Consider the following 16151-nt stretch of genomic DNA (forward strand, 5'->3'; position numbering starts at 1 on the left):
CCGGTTGGGCGCAGTCCTTTGCGGCTTGTTATCGTTCTTGTGAAACGGTCGTCAGGCGACGGCCTTCGCCAGCTCCGGCACCACCTCGAAGAGGTCGCCGACGAGACCGTAATCGGCAACCTGGAAGATCGGCGCTTCCGGATCCTTGTTGATCGCGACGATCACCTTGGAGTCCTTCATACCCGCCAGATGCTGGATCGCGCCCGAGATGCCGACCGCGATGTAGAGCTGGGGGGCGACGATCTTGCCGGTCTGGCCGACCTGGTAGTCGTTCGGCACGTAGCCCGCGTCGACCGCGGCGCGCGAAGCGCCGAGCGCCGCGCCGAGGGCGTCCGCGAGCGGCTCCAGCAGCTGATGGTAGTTCTCGCCGCTGCCGAGGCCACGGCCGCCGGAGACGATGATCTTCGCAGCACCCAGTTCGGGGCGCGCGCTCTTCGTGAGCTCACGGCCCTTCAGCGTCGTGAGGCCCAGGTCGGGGCCGGCAGCGACGGCTTCGACGGCTGCTGCTCCGCCCTGCCCCGCGGCTTCGAAGGCGGTCGTGCGCACGGTGATGACCTTGACGGCGTCAGCGGACTTCACGGTCGCCATCGCGTTGCCGGCGTAGATCGGGCGCACGAAGGTGTCGGCGTCTTCGACCGCGACGATGTCCGAGATCTGCGCGACGTCCAGCAGCGCCGCGACGCGCGGGGCGACGTTCTTGCCATTGGCGGTGCTGGGGGCAAGGATGTGGCTGTAGCCCGCGGCATTGGCGACGACCAGCGCCGCAACGTTCTCGGCGGTCTGGCCTTCGTAGTGGGCGGCATCGGCGACGCGCACCTTGGCCACACCGGCGACTTTTGCCGCTTGCTCCGCGGCCGCGCCGCAGTTCGCACCGGCGACGAGCACGTGGATCTCGCCACCGATCTTCGCGGCAGCCGAGACGGCGTTGAGGGTTGCGGCCTTCAGGGACGCGTTGTCGTGTTCAGCAATAACCAGGATCGCCATCTTCAGATCACCTTCGCTTCGTTCTTGAGCTTGTCGACGAGTTGCGCGACGTCCGCCACCCGCACGCCGGCGCTGCGCTTCGGCGGCTCGGCCACTTTCAGCGTCGCCAGACGCGGGGCGACATCGACGCCGAGATCCGCAGGCTTCACGGTGTCGAGCGGCTTCTTCTTCGCCTTCATGATGTTCGGGAGCGTCGCGTAACGCGGCTCATTCAGACGCAGGTCGGTCGTCACGACCGCCGGCAGCTTGATCTCGAGCGTTTCGAGACCGCCGTCGATCTCGCGCATCACGGTCGCGCGGCCGTCGGCCAGCGTCACCTTCGACGCGAAGGTCGCCTGCGGCCAGCCCATCAGCGCGGCGAGCATCTGGCCGGTCTGGTTGGCGTCGTCGTCGATCGCCTGCTTGCCGCAGATCACGAGTTGCGGGGCTTCCTTGTCGCACAGCACCTTCAGGAGCTTCGCCACCGCCAGCGGCTGCAGCTCGACGTCCGTTTCAACCAGGATGCCGCGGTCGGCACCGATCGCCATCGCGGCGCGCAGCGTCTCCTGGCACGCGCCGACGCCGCAGCTCACCGCCACAACTTCGGTCGCCACGCCGGCTTCCTTCAGGCGCACCGCCTCTTCCACTGCAATCTCGTCGAAGGGGTTCATCGACATCTTTACGTTCGCGATATCGACGCCGGTGCCGTCAGCCTTCACTCGCACCTTGACGTTGTAATCGACCACGCGCTTGACGGGGACCAAAATCTTCAAAGCCGCACTCCTTCTGTCTAATTGCCTTTTCGGCGGTTGCTCTTCGAGTGGGCATTATGTCATCGCAAAAGATGAATCGCACCTTGACCGCCGGACCAAAAAGTCGTTCCATACGCATCGGTATGGTGTGCATACGGTAGCGTATGGCTCACTAATAGTCAATACTATGCCGTATGGAGAATAACTTGACGAAAACACGGGTCCAGTTGGACCGCAATGCATGGGTGCAAGCGGCCACCGAGGTGCTCGCCGAGGAAGGGATTTCGGGCCTTCGCGTGGAGGTGCTCGCAAAGCGCCTGAAGGTGACGAAGGGGAGCTTCTACTGGCATTTCCAGGACAGGCGGGACCTGCTGATGGCGGTCCTCCAGGTCTGGAAGGAAGGCCGGATCCGTGACATCGTCAAGCAGACCCGGGCCGAGCCGGGGCGCGAGCTGCAGCAGATTTATCATGTGATCGACGTCTACAGCACGAGCCGGAGCCGGCGCGGTGCGATGATCGAACTCGCAGTCCGCGACTGGGCGCGGCGTGATTCCGACGCAGCGGCGATCGTCGCCGAGGTGGACGACTGGCGCCTGCGCTGCGCGCGCGAGCTGTTCCTCGCTTGCGGCGTACCGATGGAAGAGGCCTCGAGCCGTTGCATGCTGCTCTATGCGTACGTGTTCGGGATCTCGCTGATGATCTACGACAAGTTCGACAGCGACGTGGCGCGGGTCAAGCGCGACATCGCCGACCTGATTGCGCAGTCGGCGAGCATGAAGGTCACGAGCTAGGTTTCTTCGCCGAAGACCTTTGCCGCGTTGCGCGTCGTCGCGGCAGCGACCTCGTCGAAAGGAATTCCGCGGAGTCCGGCGAGGACTTCGCAGAAGCGCGCGAGGTTTGCGGGTTCGTTGCGTGCCCCCTGCCCCCACGCGGGCGGGATGTCCGGCGCGTCGGTCTCGAGCACGATCGCATCGAGCGGTAGCGTCGCGGCAAGCTCCCGGATGCGACGCGAGCCATCGAAGGTCATTGCGCCGCCGAATCCCAGTTTGAATCCCATCGAGATAAAGACGTCCGCCTGTTGACGGCTGCCGTTGAAGGCGTGGGCGATGCCGCCAGGCACCTCGATGCGGCGGAGGTGCTTGAGGATGTGATCGACCGCGCGGCGCACGTGCAGGATGACCGGCAGACCGAAGCTCCGTGCGAGTTTCAGTTGCGCGACGAAGAAGGCTTCCTGACGCGGGAGCTCAGGTTCGGGAATGAAGAGATCGAGGCCGATCTCGCCCACGGCAATCGGCCCCCCTCGCCCAAGCCGGTCTTCGACGATCTCCAGATCCTCATCGCGTGCCTTTCCGACGTAGAGTGGATGGATGCCATATCCGTGACGAATGTCGGCATGCGCCTCCGCAAGCGCGGCGACGGCATCGAAGTTGGCGACCTCGACGCCGGGAACGACGAAACGACCGATGCCCGCGGCACGGGCAGCTGCCAGGACGGCGTCGCGGTCGGCGTCGAATTCTGCGGCGTCGAGATGGATGTGGGTATCGACGAGCATGTTGTTTCGACGACGGGCATCATCGGCTGCTTGTCAGCGCCCGCGCCACTCCGGCTTCCGCTTCGCAATGAAGGCGTCGATGCCCTCGGCGGCGTCCTCGGACATCATGTTGCAGGCCATGGTTTCGGCCGCGATCTGGTAAGCGGCTTCCATCCCCATTTCGAGCTGCCGGTAGAACATCTGCTTGCCCATCTGGATCGCGAGCGGCGATTTGGCGCAGATCGATGCGGTGAGCTTTGCGATTTCGTCGTCCAGTTGGCCGAGCGGCACGACCCGGTTCACGAGCCCGCGACGCTGGGCTTCGGGGGCATCGATGAAGTCGCCCGTGACGAGCATTTCGAAGGCTTCCTTGCGCCCCATGTTTCGCGAAAGGCCGACGCTGGGCGTGGCGCAGAAGAGGCCGACGTTGATTCCCGAAACGGCGAAGCGCGCGACGTCGGCCGCGACGGCGAGATCGCACATCGACACGAGCTGGCATCCGGCGGCGGTCGCGATGCCATGGACGCGGGCGATCACGGGCTGTGGCAGCTCGGTGAGCTTGACCATGAACTTGCCGCACAGTTTGAAGAGTTCCTGCTGGAACTTGAGCGAGTGGTTGCCGCGCATTTCCTTGAGGTCATGGCCCGCGCAGAAGGCCTTGCCCTCCCCTGCCAGCACGACGACGCGGACGCTCGTGTCCTTGGCGATGGCATCGACCGCTGCAATCAGCGCCTCCAGCATTTCGCGGGACAGCGAGTTGAATTGCAGGGGACGGTTGAGGGTCAGGTACGCGACTCCGCCTTCGTCGCGGCGCAGGAGGATCGGTGCGTCGCTGGAGTGTGCCAGTGTGCTCATGCGGTAACGTCTCCTAGTGGTGGCCGATGGCCGATGACGCTTGATTATGCCCGAACCCGCGACTCATCTCGCGCAGGCGCGTTGGATCGCATCTCCTCCGTTCGGCGCGGAAGCGATGCCCGCCAGCCAGCCGGCGAGTTCTTCGGCCAGCCGCCGACTGGCCGTGCGATGCGCGACAACGCCGCCGCTCGCGTCCGGCCTTGGAGCCACTTCAGTGATTCGCAGGTCGCGGCGCGCAAGAACCGTGTCGCCGCGCGGTGCAAGGAGTTCGGCGCGGGCTGCCACGAGGGCCTGGCTGCCGTCGTGCGTCCCATAGACCTGCGTGAATTCATCGAGATCAAGCCGCAAGCGGCAAGCGGATCGACCGTCCGGCGGGAGCATGCGGCGCAGGCCGACTTCCACCAGTTCCGCCGGCGGCGAGGCCCAACGGCTTTCGGCGTAGGCCTGGCGTTGGGACGGCTGAGCGTATTCCAGCCGGTATTGCATCGCGTTTCCCGCGAGCCAGGAAGGCGCCCGGACTTCGATCGACGCCGGAAGCAGCGTGCCTTGCAGCGGCACTGCGTCGGGCAGGCCGAGGTCGTAGATTGCAGTCGCGGGCGAACGATTGCCGTTGAGGCTCCCGCAGGCGGCGAGGCCAAATGAAAGAGCAAGGCATGTGAGGCAGCGGCGTGCCGTAGAGTTCATCGTGCGATTGCGTCCCATCCGGTGACGATTCATTTCGTTGTGTTGTTATTCGGCGGTGGCGTTGCAAAGCCCTTTTCACCCGGGCCGGGTGCCCTCGGACCACGACCCAGCAGCAGCATCTGCGGCGTTCCTTCCACCTCCTGCACGAGGTGTCCGATTCGCTGCGAGGTTACGGACAGATCCTTGAGCAAGCCGTTGAGGCGCGGAACCGTGTCGTCGAGCACGCGGGTTTCCGCGGCGTTCGCCGTCTCGTCGAGGTGCTCGGCGATGCCTTGGAGACGCACAAGCAGGCTGCGGATTTCTCCGAGCGTGGGGGCCGCGCCGGCGCTCGCATGTTCCAGATTGTCGAGCGTCGCAGACAGTCGTCGGATATTGTCGGGGCTGAGCGCGCTGCGTATGGACGCGATCGCTTCCGGTGCTTGGGCAAAGGTGCGGTCGGCTCCGGCTGCTGCCGATTGCAGGCGCTGCATCGTGTCCGTCAGGCGCTCGAGGTTTTCGTCGTTGAAGACCTGATTGATGCGGTCGGCAACGGCCTTCAGACGACGCATCGTATCCAGCGTGGAATCGGACAACTGGTCCATCAGCCCCGGATCGAGGGGCAGGCGCGGTACTTCGTCACCGGCGGCGGCAAGCAGCTCGGGATTTTCACCGCGATCCTGCAACTGGACGTACGCCAAGCCGGTCACGCCCTGATAAGCCAGGTTCGCCCGCGTCCCGCGGGTGAGCGGGATGTCGCTGCGCATGCGGATCGTCACCAGGATCTTGCGCGGATCCTGGGGGTCGATGCGGATCTGCGAAACCTTGCCGGCCGAGATCCCGCGGTAGCGGACCTGGGCTTCGATGTTGAGGCCCGTGACGTTGCCCGTCGTTTCGAGGATGTAGACGCGCTGTTGCGATTCGCGCCCGTCAGAAAACCACCACAGGGCGCCGAGCAAGGCGGCGCCCAAGATCAGGACGAAAAGCCCGGCGGCGAGCGCATGGGCACGATTTTCCATCAGGGATTGCCTCCGATGCCCGCGAGCGCGCGGCGACCGTACGTCCCGCGGAAAAAACGCTCGATGAACGGGTGATCGACTTCCATGGTTTCCTCGAGTGACGCGTAGCTGACGATGCGCCGATCGGCGAGCACCGCGATCCGCGTTGCCAGCGCAGCGAGCGTGTCGAGGTCGTGCGTGACGAGCACGACGGTCAGCCCAAGCTGATTCTGCAACGAACGGATCAGTTCGACAAAACTCGCGCTCAAATCGGGGTCGAGACCGGCTGTCGGTTCGTCGAGAAGCAGCAGTTCCGGTTCGAGCGCAAGGGCGCGCGCGAGGGCCACCCGCTTGACCATGCCGCCTGAGAGTTCCGACGGCATGCGGCACGCCGTCGCCGGCTCCAGTTCCACCATCGCGAGCTTGAGCGCGATGAGGTTGTCAATTTCGGCGCGGCTCGCGACCCGTAGTTCCCTGAGCGGGAATCCGATGTTTTCTGCGACGGTCATCGCGGAAAAGAGCGCTCCGTGCTGGAAGAGCACCCCGAAGCGGCGCCGCCGGGCCCGTTGTTCCTTCACGGTCCCGGAAAACAAGGGCGCACCGAACACCGAGACGTCGCCGGCGGCGGGCCGCGTAAGCCCGATGATGTGGCGCATGAGCGTCGTCTTGCCGGTGCCCGATCCGCCGACGAGCGCGACGACTTCGCCGCGCTGTATGGTGAGGTCGATACCGTCATGAACGAGGTTCTGGCCGAAACGGGTGACGATGCCGCTCATCTCGATCACGGGGCGTTCGCTCATCGCGGCACTCCGATGGTCCGCGTCGCGATCGCGAACAAGGCGTCGACGAGGATGACGATGGTGATCGAAGAGACGACGGACGCGGTGGTGTTCGCGGAAAGGCTCTCGGTGTTGGGACGAACGTGCAGCCCGAAATGGCAGGCGACGAGCGCGATCAGCAACCCGAAAGCGGCGCCCTTGGCCAACCCGATATACAGGTTGGCGATCGGAACCACGGCCGGCAGACGGTCGATGAAGAAGTTGATGTCGAGATCGAGCTGAAACCAAGCGGAAACCATGCCTCCGAGCAGCGCGACGGAGCTGGTCCACAAGACCAGCAAGGGCATCGCGAGCGTCAGTGCGACGACCTTGGGCAGCACGAGGCGCAGCGTGCGCGAAATGCCCATCGCGGTGAGCGCGTCGACCTCCTCGGTGACGCGCATCACCCCGAGCTGCGCAGTCATTGCAGAGCCCGACCGCCCCGCGACGAGGATGGATACCAGCACCGGCCCGAGCTCGCGCACGATGCCGAGGCCGAGGATGTTGACGATGTAGATGTCGGCGCCGAAGGCCCTCAGTTGCAGCGCCGAGAGGTAGGACAGCACGATGCCGATGAGGAAGCCGACCAGCGCCGTGACCGGTGTCGCCTTGAGGCCGACCTTGAAGACGTTCGCCGAAATCTCGAGCAGCGGCCACTCGCGCGGGTGACGCATCAGGTATCCGAGATCGAGGCAAAGCTGGCCGAGCAGGTGTATGAAGTTGAGGACGTGCCGGCCGAATCCTAACAGGGTGAAGCCGATGAAGGCGACTGCGTCGGTGAGCGTAAAGCCAGGGGGCCGTGGCAGTGGTTGGTCGGCGCTGTCCGCCACGCGGGCGATGATCGCGCGCAGCTCGTCGGGGAGTTCAATGCGTGCGGGCCATCGCTTTCCCCACACATGCCATAGCAGCGCGGCGCCGAAACTGTCGAGACGGGTGATATCGCCGAGGCGCCACCCGGTGTCCTCCCCCGCTCCTGCGACGCTTCGCCGGATCGTCGCGAGGTGAGGGCTCAGCGCGCGCAGCGTCCAGTCGCCGCCAAGCGACAACTCTCGTTGGCCCGATGCGGGAGTGTCAGCCTTGATGACCGGCCTGCGCATCGACGGACCTTAGGCGACGAGGATGCGGCCAGGTTCGCTCCGCAGCACCAGACTGCGCCCGACGGAATGCCAGTGTCGCTGCTCTTCGTCGAGCGCGGCTGCCGTAAGGGGAAGCTGTCTCAGCCAGCCGTCGTGTGCAGCTACGATGAAATTCCGGCCGTCACGCAGCAGTTCGAGCGGCGGGATGCCGCGGCCGTCCCGCGCACGATGCACGATGACCGCGAGACGCAGGCACGCGATGAGCAGCCAGTCGGCGCTTTCCGGATCGAGGGCGGACACCCGTTCCAGCTTGCCGCGGTGCGCGAGGACGACGCGCGCCAACCGGCCTTGATCCATACGCGAGAAACCCGGCATGTCCGCGTTGGCGAGAATGTAGGCGCTATGCTTGTGATAGCTCGAATGCGCGACCGAAATGCCGATTTCGTGGAGCGTCGCTGCCCAGCGCAGGAAACGCAGATCCTGATACGCGGCGCTTTCCTCGTTCGCACTCTCCGGGACCAGCGACGTGAACAGATGAGCGGCCGTGTCGGCGACCTTTGCCGCATGGCGCCGGTCAGCGCCATAACGTACGACGAACGCGGAGACCGTGGCGTCGCGGAGGTCATGGTGGTGATAGCGGCCGAGCAGGTCGTAAAGGACGCCGAGCCTCAACGCGCCTTCCGAAAAGACCATCCGCTCCAGTCCGAACTCGTGGAACACGGCCGACATGATCGCAAAGCCGCCGAGCAACACCGGCAGGCGGTCGCCCCTGAGTCCGGCGAGCGAGACGCGGTCGAGACTTCCTGCCCGCAGCAGAATATTCCGCAGCCGCTCCAGTCCGTCACGCGTGATGCCCTGTTCCGTCAAGCCATTCTGCTCGAGAATCTCGACCAGCGCCTTTGCGGAACCGCTCGATCCGACCGCCACTTCCCACCCCACCTCGCGGTAGGCGTGCGAGATCGCCTGGATTTCCCGGCTCGCGGCCATCTCCGCCTCCTTTATCGAACGCTTGTCGATGCGGCCGTTGGGGAAGTACTGGAGGCTGTAGCTGACGCAGCCCATGTACAGCGATTCGAGCACGATGGGCTCGAAGCTGCGGCCGATGATGAATTCGGTCGAGCCGCCGCCGATATCGACGACGAGTTGCTGGAGATGGGGGTCGGGCAAGGTGTGGGCGACGCCGACGTAGATCAGACGCGCCTCTTCGCGACCTGCGATGACTTCGATCGGCACACCGAGGGCGGCCTCGGCCTGCACGAGGAAAGCCGGCGCGTTCTTGGCGACACGGAGCGTGTTGGTCGCGACCGCACGCACGGATTCCGGACTGAACCCTCGCAGACGTTCATTGAAGCGCATCAGCGCAGTCAGGCCCCGTTTCTGCGCCGCTGCGTCGAGATATTTGTCGGGCGACAGCCCCGCTGCAAGGCGTACAGCTTCCTTGATTCCGTCGAGCGGATAGATCTGGTCATTGACGATCCGGCCCACCTGCAGGCGGAAGCTGTTGGAACCGAGGTCGATCGCTGCGATCAGCTCTTGCGTCATGGCGTGGGCACCGCAGTCGCGGAGATCAGGGTGAGGCGCATTCTAACATTCGCGACCTCCTTGGGCGGGCGCCGCCGCGAACATTGCCACAAATGCTGTACGTGCACAGTGGAACGATTGTGCATGCTTTCATCTAACGGAAACACGAATGTCACATAATTGGGGCATAGCGCCCCGACCGACGATCATCCAAAGATGCCAAGAATCAACCGTCAACAACATTACCCCGCCGACCATTTCATCAATCGCGAGTTGTCCCTGCTGCAGTTCCAGCGCCGCGTCCTGGCTCAAGCCGCCGACCGCAGCGTGCCCTTGCTCGAACGCCTGCGCTTCCTGTGCATCGTGTCGAGCAACCTGGACGAATTCTTCGAGATCCGCGTGTCCGGCATCAAGGAGCAGATCCGCCTCGGGAGCCGCACGGTCGGCATCGATGGGCTGACGCCCACGCAATTGCTCGATCGCGTCAGCAAGGAAGTGCATAACCTGATCGCGGAGCAGTACGAGCTGCTCAACGAGGACATCCTGCCGGCACTCGAAGCCGAAGGAATCGTCTTCTTGCGCCGCAGCGTCTGGAACGAACCGCAGCGCGCATGGGTCAGGGATTACTTCCTGCGGGAGGTGATGCCGGTGCTGACCCCGATCGGGCTCGATCCGGCGCACCCCTTCCCCCGCGTCCTGAACAAGAGCCTCAACTTCGCCGTGGAGCTCGAAGGGCGTGACGCCTTCGGGCGAGATTCCGGCGCGGCGATCGTCCAGGCGCCGCGCGCCCTGCCCCGTGTGATCCGGCTTCCGGTCGAGATTTGCGAACACGAACACTCCTTCGTGTTCCTCTCGTCGATCCTGCACTGCCACGTCGGCGAATTGTTCTCGGGCATGGAGGTTCTCGGCTGCTATCAGTTCCGCGTGACGCGAAATTCCGACCTGTTCGTCGATGAGGAAGAGGTCAAGGACCTGCGCGTTTCGCTCAAGGGCGAATTGCAGCAACGCCACTACGGCGACGGCGTGCGCCTCGAAGTGGCGGACAACTGCTCCGACACGATGGCGAACTTCCTGCTGCAGCACTTCCGCCTCACCGCCAAGGACCTTTACCGGACCCCGGGCATCGTCAACCTGGTACGCCTGAACCAGGTGCCGGACTGGGTGGCGCGCCCCGACCTGAAATACCCGCCCTTCGCGCCCCGCCTGCCCAAAACGCTCGAAAAGCGGGTCGATATCTTCGACGCGATCCGCCGCCAGGACATCCTGCTGCATCACCCGTTCCAGAGCTTCAGCCCGGTGATCGACCTGCTGCGTGCGGCAGCCGACGATCCGGCGGTTCTGGCGGTCAAGATGACCGTCTATCGGACCGGCACCGATTCGGTACTGATGGAACACCTGGTCCGCGCCGCGCAGAAAGGCAAGGAAGTGACGGTCGTGCTCGAATTGATGGCCCGTTTCGACGAGGAAGCGAACATCACCTGGGCGAACCGGCTCGAAGAGGTGGGCGCGCACGTCGTGTACGGCGTGTTCGGTTACAAGACGCACGCGAAGCTGCTGATGCTCGTTCGCCGCGAAGAGGACGGGCTGCGCCGCTACGTTCATCTTGGCACGGGCAATTACCATCCGGGAACCACGCGTTTCTACACCGACTTCGGCCTCCTGACCTGCAACGAGGAAATCGGGCAGGACATCGCGGAAGTGTTCAAGCAGCTGACGGGACTCGGGCAAGCCGGATCGCTGCGCCACCTGTGGCAGGCGCCGTTTTCACTGCAGCGAAACGTCGTCAATGCGATCAACGCGGAGGCGGAGATCGCGCGTGCGGGTGGCCGCGGCCACATCATCGCGAAGATGAACGCCTTGCTCGAACCCGAAACGATCGAGGCACTCTATGCGGCCTCGCAGGCCGGTGTCGAGATCGAGTTGATCGTGCGCGGCCCGTGCGCACTGCGGCCAGGCGTACCGGGTTTGTCCGAGAACATCCGGGTGAGGTCGATCATCGGACGCTTCCTCGAACATCACCGGATCTTCTTCTTCCGCGCGAACGGCGAGGACCGGGTGTATCTGTCGAGTGCGGACTGGATGGATCGGAACTTTTTCGGCCGCATCGAAATCGCCTTCCCCGTGCTCGACCCGCGTCTGAAGCGCCGGGTGATCAAGGAAGGCCTGCGCGCGTATCTCGGCGACAACTGCCAGGCGTGGGAGATGCTTGAGGACGGGCGCTATCGCCGCAAGACGCCACGTGGGGTGCATCGAGCGGCCCAAGCGATCCTCCTTTCGGATCTGGCCGGCGCCCATTGAGCGGACAAGCACGGCCCGGAGCCCAGGGCATCCGGGCCGCAGCACTCACTTGCGCTGGACGTCGAAGATGCCCGGGACTTCCCGGATCAGGGTCATCGCCCGCTGCAGTTGCGCGACCCCGCCGACTTCCATTGTGAAGCGCATGAAGGCAGTGCCGCGCTTCGTCAGCGTGTTCACCGCGATCACATTGAGCTTTTCACGCGACAGCACTTCGGAAATGTCCCGCAGCAGCCCTTGGCGGTCGCTGGCCTGAACGGAGACGTCAACCGGGAATACCGATTCGCGGCTGTTCAGCGCCTTGTCGCCCCAGTCGGCCTGGATCACGCGCTCCGGATGCTTGTGCACGAGGCGCTGAAAATCCGGGCAGTCCACACGGTGGATCGAAACGCCGCGACCGCGCGTGACGAAGCCTTCGATCGCGTCGGGCGGCGCCGGCTTGCAGCAGCGGCCGAGCGAGGTCATCAGCTTGCCGACCCCGACGATCAGGACCTTGTCGTTCGAGTCTGCGGCATGGCTGCGTCCGATGACGATTTCCGGCTCGGCCGCGGGCGCTTCGGCAATGTCGGTGTCGCGCGCCTCCCGTAGCGCATGCTGGACGGAGCGCGGGCCCACCTCACCGCGGCCTGCGGCGAGGAACATCGATTCCGCGTTCTTGAATCCGAGCTTGCCGGCCAATTCGTCGATGTTGGTCGCGCGAGTGACGCGCTCACGCTGCAGCTCGCGGTTAACGAAGCTGCGACCGCGCGCCAGCAGTTCCTCTTCCTCGCGCTGCGAAAAGTACTGCCGGATCTTGTTCCGCGCACGCGTCGTCGCGACGTAGGCCTGGGATACGTTGAGCCAGTCGCGCGACGGGCCGCCCTCCTTCGCCACGCTGATCTCGACGGTCTGGCCGTTTTCGAGCACGGTGTTGAGCGGCACGAGATGCCCGTCCACCTTCGCGCCACGGCAGCGATGGCCCAGGTCGGTGTGCAGGCGGTAGGCGAAATCGACCGGCGTCGCGCCACGCGGCAGGTCGACGACCTTTCCTTGCGGCGTGAGCACATAGAGCGTGTCGTCGAGCGACGCGCGCTTGAATTTCTGGACCCAGTCGGCCGAGTCCGCGACCTCGTCGCGCCAGGACAGTAGGCTGCGCAGCAGCGCGATCTTCTCGTCGTATTCGCTGCCGGCGTGGCCCTTGCCTTCCTTGTAGCGCCAGTGCGCGGCGACGCCCAGCTCGGCGTGCTTGTGCATGTCGTAGGTGCGGATCTGCACTTCGAGCGCACGTCCATCACCCGCGAGCACGGCGGTGTGCAGGGACTGGTAGTTGTTGCCTTTCGGATTGCTGATGTAGTCGTCGAATTCCTGCGCGATCGGTTGCCAGATCTGGTTCACGATGCCGAGCACCGTGTAGCAGTCGCGCACTTCCGCTACGAGCACCCGCAGCGCGCGGATGTCGTATACCTGCGAGAAATCCAGGCGCTTCGCACGCATCTTGTTGTAGATGCTGTAGATATGCTTCGGGCGACCGTAGACCTCGGCCTTGATGCCGACCGCGGCGATCTCGCGCTGGAGGCGTTCGATCGACGACTGGATGAAGCTCTCACGCTCCACCCGCCGTTCATCGAGCATCTTCGCGATGCGCTTGTAAGTGTCGGGCTCGAGGAAGCGGAAGGAGAGATCCTCCAGCTCCCACTTGAGCTGCCAAACGCCGAGGCGGTTCGCGAGCGGTGCGTAGATGTCCAGGCTTTCGCGCGCGACGTCGACGCGGACTTCCACGTTGTGCTCGGTGAAGTAACGCAGCGTCTGCGTGCGCGACGCCAACCGAAGCAATACGACGCGGATGTCCTCGACCATCGCGAGCAGCATCTTGCGGAGCACCTCGGTCTGCGCCCGGATCTCGGGCGCGGTCGCCTTTGCGGTCATGCGCGTGAGCAGGCGCAGACCGTTGAGGCGGCGCAGGCCGTCGACGAGATGGCCGACCGGCGCGCCGAAGCGCGTCGACACGATTTCGACTGCATCGTCGATGTAGTCCCCGACGGCGAACAGCAAGGCCGCCATGCGCGTTTCGGCGTCGAGACGCAGCGAGGCGGCAATCAGCGCCATGCCGATCGCATGAGTCCAAACCGATTCGCCCGTCCCCAAGACGTGGCTTTCATAGACGCCTTCGGCCAGTTCGAGGGCTTGTTCGATCAGGCGGCGCTCGTCGGCGCTCAGCCCGTCGGCGAGCAGGTCGATCGGTGGCGCGGCGTCGTTTTGTGAGATGGCATGAGTAACGGAAACCATCTTTTAATTATCCCATATCAACGCCGCCCCGCGCCCCTCTCCAAATTGCAAGACCCTGTGCGATCATCGCCGCTCGGACCCCGGCAACACTGCACTCTCCAAAAAGAACAAATGAAGAACAGACTCTTCGGCAACCCCTACCTGCTCTTGTTTCTGACCGTCCTCTTCTGGTCCGGCAACATGGTGATGGGTCGAGGGCTACGCGAAGCGGTTCCTCCGCTGGCGCTCGCCTTCTGGCGCTGGGCGATCGCCCTGGTATTGGTGCTTCCGTTCGCGCTGCCCCATCTGAAAAGCCAATGGCCGCTACTGAAGGCCAATTGGCGGCCGGTCGTCGTCCTCGGCCTGCTCGGCGTGGGCTGCTACAACACCTTCGCCTACATCGCCCTGCAGTACACGACGGCAACCAGCGCAGCGCTGCTCAACTCCTTCGTACCGATCGCAACCATGGCCCTTGCCTTCCTCCTGCTCGGCAAGCGCCTGAGCCGCCTGGAGGGCCTCGCGATCATCGTGTCCTTTACGGGCGTGACGACGATCGTCAGCCACGGCAGCCTCGATACGCTCCTCGGGCTGACGCTCAATCGCGGCGATCTATGGATGCTCCTCGCAGTGCTGAGTTGGGGGATCTATACGGTGGGACTGCAATGGCGTCCGCAGGGCATCGATCCGATGTTGCTGCTGGCTGCCTTCACCGTCGTCGGCCTGATGCCGCTGCTGCCCGCCTATCTGTGGGAGACGGCGACGGTTCGCAGCGTCGACGTATCCCTTCGGTCGCTGGCGGGCATGCTCTACACGGGGATCTTCCCGGGTTTTCTGGGCTATGTTTTCTATAACGCTGCGGTCGCTGCGGTCGGCCCCAATCGCAGCTCGCAATTCATTCACCTGATGCCGGTCTTCACGACGATTCTCGCGTCGATCTTTCTCGGCGAGCGTCCGTTCTGGTACCACATCGTCGGCATCGCGTTGGTGTTTGCCGGAATCTTCCTGGCGACGCGCCGGCCGGCAGGTTGAGCGACATGTTCGAATTCGTGCGCAAATGGCGGCGGGACCGACGCCTGGCTGGCGTGCAGATTTCGCCGGAGCTTTGGCAACGCGTCGAGGCGCAGCTGCCCTTCCTCGACTTCCTCGAACCGCCCGACCGGGAACGGCTGCGCGAACTCGCGCGCAACTTCATCGCGGAAAAGGAGTTCCACGGCGCGCAGGGCATGACGCTGAGCGACGAAGCGATCCTCGGCATCGCGTTGCAGGCCTGCCTGCCGATCTTGCGTGCGGGACTCGATGCCTACCGGGGTTGGGTCGGCGTAATCGTCTATCCAGGGGACTTCGTCATCCCGCGCGAAATCATGGACGAGGCCGGCGTCGTCCATAAGTACGACGACGAAGTCCTGGGCGAAGCCTGGGAAGGCGGTCCCGTACTCGTGTCCTGGTACGACGAAGGCGAAGCACCCGAGGGTGTGAACGTCGTGATCCACGAATTCGCGCACAAGCTGGACATGGAGAACGGCGACATCGACGGCATGCCGGTACTGCCTCCCGGGATGTCGCGCAAGGCATGGGCGAAGGCGTTTTCGGAGGCTTACGAGCGCTTCTGCGATGCGGTCGACGCCAATGAGGAGACGCTGCTCGATCCCTACGGTTCCGAGCATCCCGCCGAGTTCTTCGCCGTCGCGTCGGAATCCTTCTTCGAAGCGCCGTGCGATCTGGAGGAAGAGTTCCCGCAAGTCTATTTGCAGTTGCGCGAGTTTTACGGCGTCGATCCGGCCGCCGGGCAGCGCAGGCTCGAGGAGGCGCAAGCGTGAGCGACCGGAAGCGGCTTCTTATCGTCTACCACACGCAAAGCGGCAACACGGGAAAGCTCGCGGACGCCGCAGTGCGCGGTGCTCAACGCGTGGACGAAACGGAAACCGTCGTCCGCCGTGCTTTTGATGCGGGGGTCGAGGACCTGCTCGCCTGCGACGGACTCCTGCTCGGTACACCGGAGAATTTCGGCTATATGTCCGGCGCGCTGAAGGACTTCTTCGATCGCACCTATTACCCCTGCGAAGGCAAGCTCGTCGGCCTGCCGTTCGCCGTGTTCGTAAGCGCCGGCAACGACGGACGCGGCGCGGTGCGGGAGATCGGCCGGATCGCGAACGGCTACGGGTGGAAGCGCGTCGCCGAGGAGATCATCGTCCGCGGGACCGTGACGGCCACCGACCTGGAGCGTTGTGAGGAACTGGGCGAAGCCATGGCGACCGGCCTTGCTCTGGGGATCTTCTGATCTTTCGATGTCTAACGGATGTCCCTAAGCTACTACAGGGACATTATTGCATACGCATTTGACGTAAGGCGGCGTATGGAGCGCTTCTCCGGGAGGTCGGCCAAAGGAGGGTGATGATTCACTTTGCGCTCGCCAAGAGCACGGTCTAAGCTGGGATGAC

The 16151-nt window shown here is 64.4% G+C and carries 15 protein-coding genes; 5 read left to right on the top strand and 10 right to left on the bottom strand.

Features of this window, described 5'->3' with window-relative positions:
• Window positions 1-51 precede the first annotated feature (51 nt).
• Together AZKH_RS13565 and AZKH_RS13570 are read right to left on the bottom strand one after the other, a co-directional pair.
• Entirely contained in the window at window positions 52-984 is a 933-nt protein-coding gene (locus tag AZKH_RS13565; RefSeq protein WP_015436354.1) for an electron transfer flavoprotein subunit alpha/FixB family protein, read from the bottom strand.
• Between the two features lie 2 nt (window positions 985-986).
• Window positions 987-1736 carry an electron transfer flavoprotein subunit beta/FixA family protein gene (locus AZKH_RS13570; protein ID WP_015436355.1) on the bottom strand — a complete coding sequence of 250 codons (750 nt, stop codon included), beginning with the start codon at window positions 1734-1736 and terminating at the stop codon, window positions 987-989.
• Window positions 1737-1909: 173 nt separating this feature from the next.
• Here AZKH_RS13570 and AZKH_RS13575 point away from each other — a divergent pair, with 173 nt between their 5' ends.
• Complete coding sequence (locus AZKH_RS13575) at window positions 1910-2506, top strand: TetR/AcrR family transcriptional regulator (RefSeq protein WP_041656183.1); 597 nt, start codon at window positions 1910-1912, stop codon at window positions 2504-2506.
• Here AZKH_RS13575 and AZKH_RS13580 read toward each other — a convergent pair.
• From AZKH_RS13580 to ppx, 7 genes are all read right to left on the bottom strand, one after another.
• Window positions 2503-3267 (bottom strand): TatD family hydrolase, encoded by a 765-nt coding sequence (locus AZKH_RS13580; protein WP_015436357.1) that lies wholly within the window; start codon window positions 3265-3267, stop codon window positions 2503-2505. The two genes, AZKH_RS13575 and AZKH_RS13580, sit on opposite strands and share 4 nt — an antisense overlap.
• A 33-nt stretch (window positions 3268-3300) precedes the next feature.
• Entirely contained in the window at window positions 3301-4101 is an 801-nt protein-coding gene (locus tag AZKH_RS13585) for an enoyl-CoA hydratase (RefSeq protein ID WP_015436358.1), read from the bottom strand.
• A 63-nt stretch (window positions 4102-4164) separates the two neighbouring features.
• Complete coding sequence (locus tag AZKH_RS13590) at window positions 4165-4785, bottom strand: ABC-type transport auxiliary lipoprotein family protein (RefSeq protein WP_172642470.1); 621 nt, start codon at window positions 4783-4785, stop codon at window positions 4165-4167.
• A 29-nt stretch (window positions 4786-4814) separates the two neighbouring features.
• A complete protein-coding gene (locus tag AZKH_RS13595; protein WP_015436360.1) occupies window positions 4815-5780 on the bottom strand; it encodes an MlaD family protein in 966 nt (321 codons plus the stop codon).
• Window positions 5780-6559 carry an ABC transporter ATP-binding protein gene (locus AZKH_RS13600; protein WP_015436361.1) on the bottom strand — a complete coding sequence of 260 codons (780 nt, stop codon included), beginning with the start codon at window positions 6557-6559 and terminating at the stop codon, window positions 5780-5782. The genes AZKH_RS13595 and AZKH_RS13600 overlap by 1 nt, the downstream gene beginning before the upstream one ends.
• Window positions 6556-7674 (bottom strand): ABC transporter permease, encoded by a 1119-nt coding sequence (locus tag AZKH_RS13605; protein ID WP_015436362.1) that lies wholly within the window; start codon window positions 7672-7674, stop codon window positions 6556-6558. Before AZKH_RS13605 ends, AZKH_RS13600 begins: the two co-directional genes overlap by 4 nt.
• Before the next feature lie 9 nt (window positions 7675-7683).
• Window positions 7684-9195: an exopolyphosphatase gene (gene ppx / locus AZKH_RS13610; protein ID WP_015436363.1), complete on the bottom strand. Its 1512-nt coding sequence runs from the start codon at window positions 9193-9195 to the stop codon at window positions 7684-7686.
• 195 nt (window positions 9196-9390) lie between these two features.
• On the opposite strand from ppx, the gene ppk1 reads away from it, so the two are divergent.
• A complete protein-coding gene (gene ppk1 / locus AZKH_RS13615) occupies window positions 9391-11472 on the top strand; it encodes a polyphosphate kinase 1 (RefSeq protein WP_015436364.1) in 2082 nt (693 codons plus the stop codon).
• A 45-nt stretch (window positions 11473-11517) separates the two neighbouring features.
• Here ppk1 and AZKH_RS13620 read toward each other — a convergent pair whose 3' ends face one another.
• Window positions 11518-13734, bottom strand: a complete 2217-nt coding sequence (locus AZKH_RS13620; protein ID WP_015436365.1) for a bifunctional (p)ppGpp synthetase/guanosine-3',5'-bis(diphosphate) 3'-pyrophosphohydrolase — start codon at window positions 13732-13734, stop codon at window positions 11518-11520.
• A 111-nt stretch (window positions 13735-13845) separates the two neighbouring features.
• Between AZKH_RS13620 and AZKH_RS13625 the strand changes: the two genes are divergently transcribed.
• Genes AZKH_RS13625 through AZKH_RS13635 form a run of 3 tightly spaced genes read left to right on the top strand, consistent with a single transcriptional unit; the run spans window position 13846 to window position 15991 of the window.
• A complete protein-coding gene (locus tag AZKH_RS13625) occupies window positions 13846-14742 on the top strand; it encodes a DMT family transporter (RefSeq protein WP_015436366.1) in 897 nt (298 codons plus the stop codon).
• Between the two features lie 5 nt (window positions 14743-14747).
• The gene (locus tag AZKH_RS13630) at window positions 14748-15530 is read left to right on the top strand and encodes a zinc-dependent peptidase (protein ID WP_015436367.1); all 783 of its coding nucleotides are present in this window, start codon (window positions 14748-14750) and stop codon (window positions 15528-15530) included.
• Window positions 15527-15991, top strand: coding sequence for a flavodoxin family protein (locus tag AZKH_RS13635; RefSeq protein WP_015436368.1), 465 nt, complete (start codon window positions 15527-15529; stop codon window positions 15989-15991). The genes AZKH_RS13630 and AZKH_RS13635 overlap by 4 nt, the downstream gene beginning before the upstream one ends.
• Window positions 15992-16151: the final 160 nt, after the last annotated feature.

This window comes from Azoarcus sp. KH32C, assembly GCF_000349945.1.
Classification (GTDB): Bacteria; Pseudomonadota; Gammaproteobacteria; order Burkholderiales; family Rhodocyclaceae; genus Aromatoleum.

What these genes read in the sequence shown, in the direction of transcription:
- ppx (WP_015436363.1), bottom strand. Translation starts at nt 9,195, where the DNA reads ATGACGCAAGAGCTGATCGCAGCGATCGACCTCGGTTCCAACAGCTTC.
- AZKH_RS13625 (WP_015436366.1), top strand. Translation starts at nt 13,846, where the DNA reads ATGAAGAACAGACTCTTCGGCAACCCCTACCTGCTCTTGTTTCTGACC.
- AZKH_RS13580 (WP_015436357.1), bottom strand. Translation starts at nt 3,267, where the DNA reads ATGCTCGTCGATACCCACATCCATCTCGACGCCGCAGAATTCGACGCC.
- AZKH_RS13600 (WP_015436361.1), bottom strand. Translation starts at nt 6,559, where the DNA reads ATGAGCGAACGCCCCGTGATCGAGATGAGCGGCATCGTCACCCGTTTC.
- AZKH_RS13620 (WP_015436365.1), bottom strand. Translation starts at nt 13,734, where the DNA reads ATGGTTTCCGTTACTCATGCCATCTCACAAAACGACGCCGCGCCACCG.
- AZKH_RS13595 (WP_015436360.1), bottom strand. Translation starts at nt 5,780, where the DNA reads ATGGAAAATCGTGCCCATGCGCTCGCCGCCGGGCTTTTCGTCCTGATC.
- AZKH_RS13605 (WP_015436362.1), bottom strand. Translation starts at nt 7,674, where the DNA reads ATGCGCAGGCCGGTCATCAAGGCTGACACTCCCGCATCGGGCCAACGA.
- AZKH_RS13565 (WP_015436354.1), bottom strand. Translation starts at nt 984, where the DNA reads ATGGCGATCCTGGTTATTGCTGAACACGACAACGCGTCCCTGAAGGCC.
- AZKH_RS13585 (WP_015436358.1), bottom strand. Translation starts at nt 4,101, where the DNA reads ATGAGCACACTGGCACACTCCAGCGACGCACCGATCCTCCTGCGCCGC.
- AZKH_RS13590 (WP_172642470.1), bottom strand. Translation starts at nt 4,785, where the DNA reads ATGAACTCTACGGCACGCCGCTGCCTCACATGCCTTGCTCTTTCATTT.
- AZKH_RS13630 (WP_015436367.1), top strand. Translation starts at nt 14,748, where the DNA reads ATGTTCGAATTCGTGCGCAAATGGCGGCGGGACCGACGCCTGGCTGGC.
- ppk1 (WP_015436364.1), top strand. Translation starts at nt 9,391, where the DNA reads ATGCCAAGAATCAACCGTCAACAACATTACCCCGCCGACCATTTCATC.
- AZKH_RS13575 (WP_041656183.1), top strand. Translation starts at nt 1,910, where the DNA reads ATGGAGAATAACTTGACGAAAACACGGGTCCAGTTGGACCGCAATGCA.